The organism is Micromonospora sp. 15K316 (genome assembly GCF_004348525.1).
GTDB lineage: Bacteria > Actinomycetota > Actinomycetes > Mycobacteriales > Micromonosporaceae > Micromonospora.
In genome coordinates, this window is sequence record NZ_SMKG01000020.1 from 48260 (window position 1) to 54834 (window position 6575).

6 protein-coding genes are annotated in these 6575 nt (G+C 71.7%); 2 read left to right on the plus strand and 4 right to left on the minus strand.

The genetic code is table 11. From position 1 onward, the window contains the following. Nucleotides 1–82: 82 nt before the first annotated feature. From prfB to pruA, 3 genes are all read right to left on the minus strand, one after another. Nucleotides 83–1204 carry a peptide chain release factor 2 gene (gene prfB / locus E1211_RS07720; RefSeq protein ID WP_132346878.1) on the minus strand — a complete coding sequence of 374 codons (1122 nt, stop codon included), beginning with the start codon at nt 1202–1204 and terminating at the stop codon, nt 83–85. Nucleotides 1205–1320: 116 nt separating this feature from the next. Further along, nucleotides 1321–1836 (minus strand): PadR family transcriptional regulator, encoded by a 516-nt coding sequence (locus E1211_RS07725; protein ID WP_132346880.1) that lies wholly within the window; start codon nt 1834–1836, stop codon nt 1321–1323. Nucleotides 1837–1984: 148 nt separating this feature from the next. Then, a complete protein-coding gene (gene pruA, locus E1211_RS07730) occupies nt 1985–3613 on the minus strand; it encodes an L-glutamate gamma-semialdehyde dehydrogenase (RefSeq protein ID WP_132346882.1) in 1629 nt (542 codons plus the stop codon). Nucleotides 3614–4145: 532 nt separating this feature from the next. Here pruA and E1211_RS07735 point away from each other — a divergent pair. Beyond that, the gene (locus tag E1211_RS07735) at nt 4146–5279 is read left to right on the plus strand and encodes a hypothetical protein (RefSeq protein WP_132346884.1); all 1134 of its coding nucleotides are present in this window, start codon (nt 4146–4148) and stop codon (nt 5277–5279) included. Between the two features lie 91 nt (nt 5280–5370). On the opposite strand, the gene E1211_RS07740 is transcribed toward E1211_RS07735, so the two are convergent. Continuing rightward, nucleotides 5371–5880: a hypothetical protein gene (locus E1211_RS07740; RefSeq protein ID WP_132346886.1), complete on the minus strand. Its 510-nt coding sequence runs from the start codon at nt 5878–5880 to the stop codon at nt 5371–5373. A gap of 207 nt (nt 5881–6087) precedes the next feature. On the opposite strand from E1211_RS07740, the gene E1211_RS07745 reads away from it, so the two are divergent. Beyond that, the gene (locus tag E1211_RS07745; RefSeq protein ID WP_132346888.1) at nt 6088–6315 is read left to right on the plus strand and encodes a helix-turn-helix domain-containing protein; all 228 of its coding nucleotides are present in this window, start codon (nt 6088–6090) and stop codon (nt 6313–6315) included. Nucleotides 6316–6575: the final 260 nt, after the last annotated feature.

Here is a 6575-nt window from a genome sequence, read left to right on the forward strand (position 1 = left end):
CCCCACGCCCCGCAGATGCGGAGCGCGTCATCGATTTAGACTGTTGTGCCGGAGATCGACGACGCGCTGCGCCCGCGGGCCGTCACGCACTGTCGCCGGCGAGCTCCCGCTGCTTACGCCACCGGATCCCGGCCTCGATGAAGTCGTCCAGGTCGCCGTCGAAGACCGCGCTCGGATTGCCGGTCTCCTGCTCGGTTCGGAGATCCTTCACCATCTGATAAGGGTGCAGGACGTACGAGCGCATCTGGTCCCCCCACGAGCCGGCCGCGTCGGTCTTCAGCCCCTGGAGCTTGGCCTGCTCCTCCTGCCGCTTGCGCTCCAACAGTCGAGCCTGGAGCACCCGCAACGCGGACGCCTTGTTCTGCAACTGGGACTTCTCGTTCTGGCAGGTCACCACGATGCCGGTCGGAATGTGCGTGATACGCACCGCCGAGTCGGTGGTGTTGACGCTCTGCCCACCCGGGCCGGAGGAGCGGTAGACGTCGATCCGCATCTCGTTCTCGGGAATGTCGATGTGGTCGGTCTGCTCCACGACCGGCAGCACCTCGACCCCGGCGAAGCTGGTCTGCCGCCGGCCCTGGTTGTCGAACGGGCTGATCCGGACCAGCCGGTGGGTACCCGACTCGACGCTGAGCGTGCCGAACGCATAGGGCACCTTGACCGTGAAGGTGGCCGACTTGAGCCCCGCCTCCTCGGCGTACGAGGTCTCGTAGACCTCGGTCGGGTAGCCGTGCCGCTCCGCCCAGCGCAGGTACATTCGCAGCAGCATCTCGGCGAAGTCCGCGGCATCCACGCCACCGGCACCCGCCCGGATGGCGACCAGCGCCTCCCGGGAGTCGTACTCGCCGGAGAGCAGGGTGCGGACCTCCATCTCCTGGATGGCCTTGGTGAGCCCGGTGATCTCGCTCTCCACCTCGCCGAGCACGCTCGGGTCGGACTCCGCCTCGGCCAGCTCCAGCAGGACGTGGGCGTCGTCGAGGCGCGAGCGGAGGCTGCCGAGCTTGCTGATCTCGCCGTTGACGTACGACAGCTGCGAGGTCACCTGCTGCGCCTTCGCCTGGTCGTCCCACAGATCGGGCGCGGAGGCCTCCTGCTCCAGTCGGGCCTTGTCCTCGCGCAGCTTGCCAAGGTCGAGGACGGCCTCGATATTGCGCAGGGTGGCGTCGAGGTCCTTGAGCTGTTCGGCGTAGTCGGCAGCGGTCACGACAGACAAGCGTACTGCCAGGATCAGGAGTCAGCCTGCGAGCCCCGCGGAGACCGGCAAAAACCGCCTCCGCCGCCCGGCGCGACCTGCCCGCGGGGGCAGGAAACGCCTGCGGATCACCCGACCGGGGCGCTCTTCAGCCAGGAGAGCGCCGCCCGGTGATAGGCCACGGCGAACTCCAGGGCGCTCGCGTCGTAGTCCTCGCCCTCCTTCCGGGCGTTCTTGACCTGCTCCCGGACCTGCGCCAGGGCCTCGGTGTGGTACTCGTTGGCCTGGGCGTAGAGGTTCTTCAGCTGACTGGCCGAGTGCAGGTCACCGAAGGCCATCCGGAGCGCGATCGGGTTACGGATGGTGTCCCGGCCGGGATTTTCCGCCAGCCACCGGGAGAATGTCCTTTTTCCGGCCGCCGTGATCGCGTACGGCTGGCTCAACCGCGGCCCGGGCTTGCCCAGCCGCACCAGACCCCGCTCGGCCAGCACGGGCAACTCCCGGTAGACCTGGCTGCGGGTCATCGACCAGTACGGCGCCAGACGGCGCTCAGCGGCGGCCATCAGCTGACCGCCTGTCATCGGCCCCTCGTGCAGCAGGCCGAGAAGGGCCGCCGCTGTGGGGTTGACTCCGGAATCCGCCATGGCCATTACGCTGCCACTTTGCCGACGCGACGTCCAGGATTTGGCGGTTTGCCACCCAACAGGACTTCCAATGTGCACTGTCGGCCGACGACAGTCCGTTGAGGCGCGGAGGGCCCCCTGCCGGAGCAGGGGGCCCTCCGCCGTCGGCTCAGCCCATGTGCGGGTAGGTGTGGTCAGTCGGCGGCACGAACGTCTCCTTGATCGTCCGCGGCGACATCCAGCGGACCAGGTTGTGCCAGGAGCCCGCCTTGTCGTTGGTGCCGCTCGCGCGCGCACCGCCGAACGGCTGCTGCCCGACCACCGCGCCGGTCGGCTTGTCGTTGACGTAGAAGTTGCCGGCCGCGTACCGCATCTTCTCCGCCACCCGGTCGACCACCCGGCGGTCCGTCGCGAAGATCGACCCGGTGAGGGCGTACGGCGCGATCGACTCGGCCTGGGCCACCACCTCGTCGAAGCGGGCGTCGTCGAAGACGTGCACGCCGAGGATCGGCCCGAAGTACTCGGTGGTGAAGGTCTCGTGGGCGGCGTCGGCGCACTCGAAGAGGGTCGGCCGGACGAAGTAGCCGACCGAGTCGTCAGCGGTGCCACCGGCGAGCACCCGGCAGCTGTCGTCGCCGGAGATCAGCTCCAGCGCGGCGGTGTGCCGGGCGAACGCCTTGTCGTCGATCACCGCGCCACCGAAGTTGCTGAAGTCCGTGACGTCGCCGTACGTCAGACCGTCGGCGGTGGCCGCCAGCCGGTCCCGCAGACCACCCTCCCAGATCGAGCGGGGGATGTACGCGCGGGACGCCGCCGAGCACTTCTGGCCCTGGTACTCGTAGGCGCCCCGGATCAGCGCGGTGTGCAGCGCGTCGACGTCGGCGCTGGCGTGCGCGACGACGAAGTCCTTGCCGCCGGTCTCGCCGACCAGGCGCGGGTAGCCCCGGTAGCGGGCGATGTTCTCGCCCACCGTCCGCCACAGGTGCTGGAAGACCTTCGTGGAGCCGGTGAAGTGGATACCCGCCAGGTCCGGGTCGGCGAGCACCACGTCGGAGACCTCCTCGCCGCGGCCGGTGACCATGTTGATCACACCAGCCGGGAGGCCCGCCGCCTCGAAGAGACGCATGGTGAAGTGCGCGGCGAACTGCTGGGTCGGGCCCGGCTTCCACACCACCGTGTTGCCCAGCAGCGCCGGCGCCGACGGCAGGTTGCCGGCGATGGCGGTGAAGTTGAACGGCGTCACCGCGTAGATGAAGCCCTCCAACGGGCGGTGGTCGAAACGGTTCCACGTACCGGCCGAGGAGAGCGGCTGCTCGGCGAGGAGCCGGCGGGCGAAGTGGACGTTGAACCGGAGGAAGTCGATGAACTCGCAGGCCGCGTCGATCTCCGCCTGCACGGCGGTCTTCGACTGCCCGAGCATCGTGGCCGCGTTCAACGTGTCCCGCCACGGGCCGGCGAGCAGCTCCGCCGCGCGCAGGAAGATCGCCGCCCGCTCCTCGAAGGGCAGCGCCCGCCACATCGGGGCGGCGTCCTTCGCGGCCTTGACCGCCGCGCGCGCGTCGTCGTGGGTGGCGTGCGCGGTGACGCCCAGCACATGGGCGTGCTTGTGCGGCTGGACCACGTCGATCGACTCGCCGCCGGCCATCCGCTGCTCGCCCGCGATGGTCATCGGCAGGTCGATGCGCTCGGCGGCCAGCTCGGTCAGGCGCCGCTGGAGCCGCTCCCGGTCGGCACTGCCCGGCTCGTAGGTGCGTACCGGCTCGTTGCGCGGTTCGGGTACGGAGAACACGGCGTCCATGAAGGCTCCTGGCGATCTCGACAGCGGTGGCGGAACCGGACCCGCGGGCACCGACCGGACGGCCGGACGCTGCACGTCGCACCGGGTTGACCGGCCACGACGGCGGGACCTGCGGCGATTCTGTCACGGCCGGACGGCCGCCCTGCTCCCCCGTCGCCCCGCTGCGGTGAGCGCCACGCGACCGGCCACCCGCACCCCCGGCCCGACACCGTCCGAGCGGGTCACGGGGGGTGCCCGTACGACCGGGTCACGGGCGCGGGACGAGCACCCGCGCGACCGGCTCACCGGCACGGGCGGACGCCACCGGCTCACCCCACGGGCGGGACGCCCACGCGCAGGGTCACCGGCGCGGGCAGGACGTCCGTGCGCCCGGGTCACCGGCGCGGACAGGTTTCCCATGCGTCCCGGTCACCGGAGCCGGCGCGACGTCCGCGCCGACCGGGCTCCCGCGGGGGTGCCGGGTGCGCGGTACCGGCAGCGGAGGCGGCTACCCTGGATGGCCGGTGACCTGCCGACCCGCGAAGGGAAGACGATGACCAAGCAGCCCGGCGACCCCAACGCCGCGGAGCCGGACCAGCCCGTGGTCGTCGACTCGACGGAGACCACGGCCGGTGAGGCCCCATCCGCGCCGGTCATCGCGTCGGCGACCGACGACGGGCAGGCTACGGAGAGGGTCGAGGCGGCAGTGGACGACCCGGCTGACGGCACGGAGGAGTCCGGGCCGAGCACCGGTCCCGTGCTCGCGCCCGCCGCGGCGGTGATCGCGCTGCTCTCCCTCGGCTGGCTCGCCGCGATGCTCTGGTCGACCCGGGAGGCGATCCACTCGGCGGAGGCGGGCGTCACCGTGATCAGCCTCTCGGCCTTCGCGCTGCCCGGGGTGATCTCGGCGGCGCTGGTCGCCGGTGCCGCCGTCGCCCTCACCGGCGGCAACCTCCTGGCCCGCCGGTACGGCGACGGCATCACGCTGCGCTTCGTGGGCGCGATCGGCGCCGGCATGCTGGTCGGGCTCCTCGCCGCGGTGGCGATCAACCTGACCTACGCCGACAACGCCACCACCAATGTGATCGCCGGTACGACCGCCGCCGCGGCGATCATCGGCGGTGCGGTGGCCGGCGCCCGTAGCGCCCCGGTGGTCGGGGCGATCTCCGCGTCGGCGCTCGGCGCGCTCATCTTCGTGGTGGCGTTCAGCCGGGTCCGGGACCCGCTCTTCAACCTCTTCGGCGCCGGCGACACCCAGGAGTCGCTGGTGAACGCCGCCAAGTGGGTGTCACGCACCGAGTCGCTGCTCGCCGGAGTGGTGGCCGGGCTGCTGGCCTTCGCATACCTGAGCTGGTCGAAGCGCCGGACGATTCGGCAGGACCCCGCCGCCACGTTGCCCCGCTGGCCGGGGTACCTGCTGGCCGGCGCCGGTCCCGGGCTGTTCCTGCTGCTGGCCGAGGTGATCATCCGGGTCGGAGGGCGCTCGCTCCTCGACCTGGCGAGCGCGCTCAGCGAGGCGGACTCGGTCGCCCAGACCATGCTCGGCAGCTCGCGGGTGGACAACGGCATCTGGGTGCTCTTCGTGGGGGCGCTGGTGTCGCTCATCGCCTTCGGCCGCACGCTCGGCTCGAACGAGGCCGAGGATGAGCCGGCCGACGACGCCGTGGCGGTCGGCACCACCCGCTGACCGACCGGCAGCGCACGGTCGGCACCATCGTTGCCGTCGGGGCGCTACGGACCCGCCTGGGCGGTCGGGCGGTACGGCGTTCGCCTGGCGGTCAGGAGGCGGTACGCAGGAGCAGTTCGAGCTCGGTGACGTCGTACCACTCCAACTCGTGGTCCTCGGCGCCGTCGACGGTGAACTGGGCGTCAGGGTCCCCGGCGAGCGCCTCGGCCACCACTTCGGCCGCGGCGGCTACGTCGGGCACCGCCTCCGCGCCGTCCACGTGGATGGCCGCGACGGCGCTCACCGGCACCGGGCCGGTCAGTGCGATCGTGCTGGAGCCGAGTTCGCCGTCGGCTCGCCCGAGCGCGGCGGCCGGCAGGTCGGCGGAGACCACGACCCGGCGGCGGGGGGCCGCGGAGTCGGCGCGGAGCAGTTGCAGGGCGTCCTGGGCGGCCCGGGTGAAGGCGACGTACTCCAGCTCCTCCTCGTCGCCCTCGGCGTACCACTCCCGCAGGGCGGGGGTGACCGCGTGCGCCTCGGCGGCGGCCAGTCCGTGTTCGCGCAGGCGGGTCAGCATCGGTACGGTCGCCGGGACGTACACCCGGACAAGCTGGTCGGTCACCGGTCGTCTCCCCGCTCAGGTCCTCCACCGGCGTCGGCCGGCCCGGGCGCAGATCATGCCGTACGCCGTGACCGTCATACACCCCGCGCCCGGCCGGTGGAAGTTTCGCCACCGGTGTGTCCGGTGCGCCCCGCGCCGCGGTGATGCTGGGGCCCGAGAGCGAACGATGGCAAACTGAGGCAACCGAACCCAACCGAGGGAGTTTCCGTGGAGCCGAGGTTCCTGCTCCTCTCCGACGTGGCCGCCGAGCTGAACGTGTCGGATTCGCAGGTCTACCACATGGTGCGCAGCGGCGAACTGCCCGCGATCAAGATCGGTGGCCGTGGCCAGTGGCGGGTGGAGCGCACTCGGCTGGAGGAGTACATCCAGCAGAAGTACGAGGAGACAGCCGACTGGGTACGCAGCAATCCCCTGACCGAGCGCGACGCCGAGTAACCGGCCCGCAGCTCCACGCCATTGACCGCTGGCTCTGCGTTGCCGACAATAGGAGGCAGTCGAAGGCAAACAGAAGCAAACGCATGGGTTGGGAGCAGCCGATGAACCGCCGTCCCGGGCCGTCCCGGCCCCCGATCCGCCTCCGGCCCGCGCCGCCGCTCGACCCGCCGTACGCCGACGACGTCACGGGCTGGTCGCCGCCCACCACCGGGCAGCTCGCCCTCGACCTCTTCGGAGCGGCCCGGCCCCCTGCCGGCCCC

Coding starts and splice junctions, on each gene's coding strand:
- E1211_RS07725 (WP_132346880.1), bottom strand. CDS start 1,836: ATGGCGGATTCCGGAGTCAACCCCACAGCGGCGGCCCTTCTCGGCCTG.
- pruA (WP_132346882.1), bottom strand. CDS start 3,613: ATGGACGCCGTGTTCTCCGTACCCGAACCGCGCAACGAGCCGGTACGC.
- E1211_RS07735 (WP_132346884.1), top strand. CDS start 4,146: ATGACCAAGCAGCCCGGCGACCCCAACGCCGCGGAGCCGGACCAGCCC.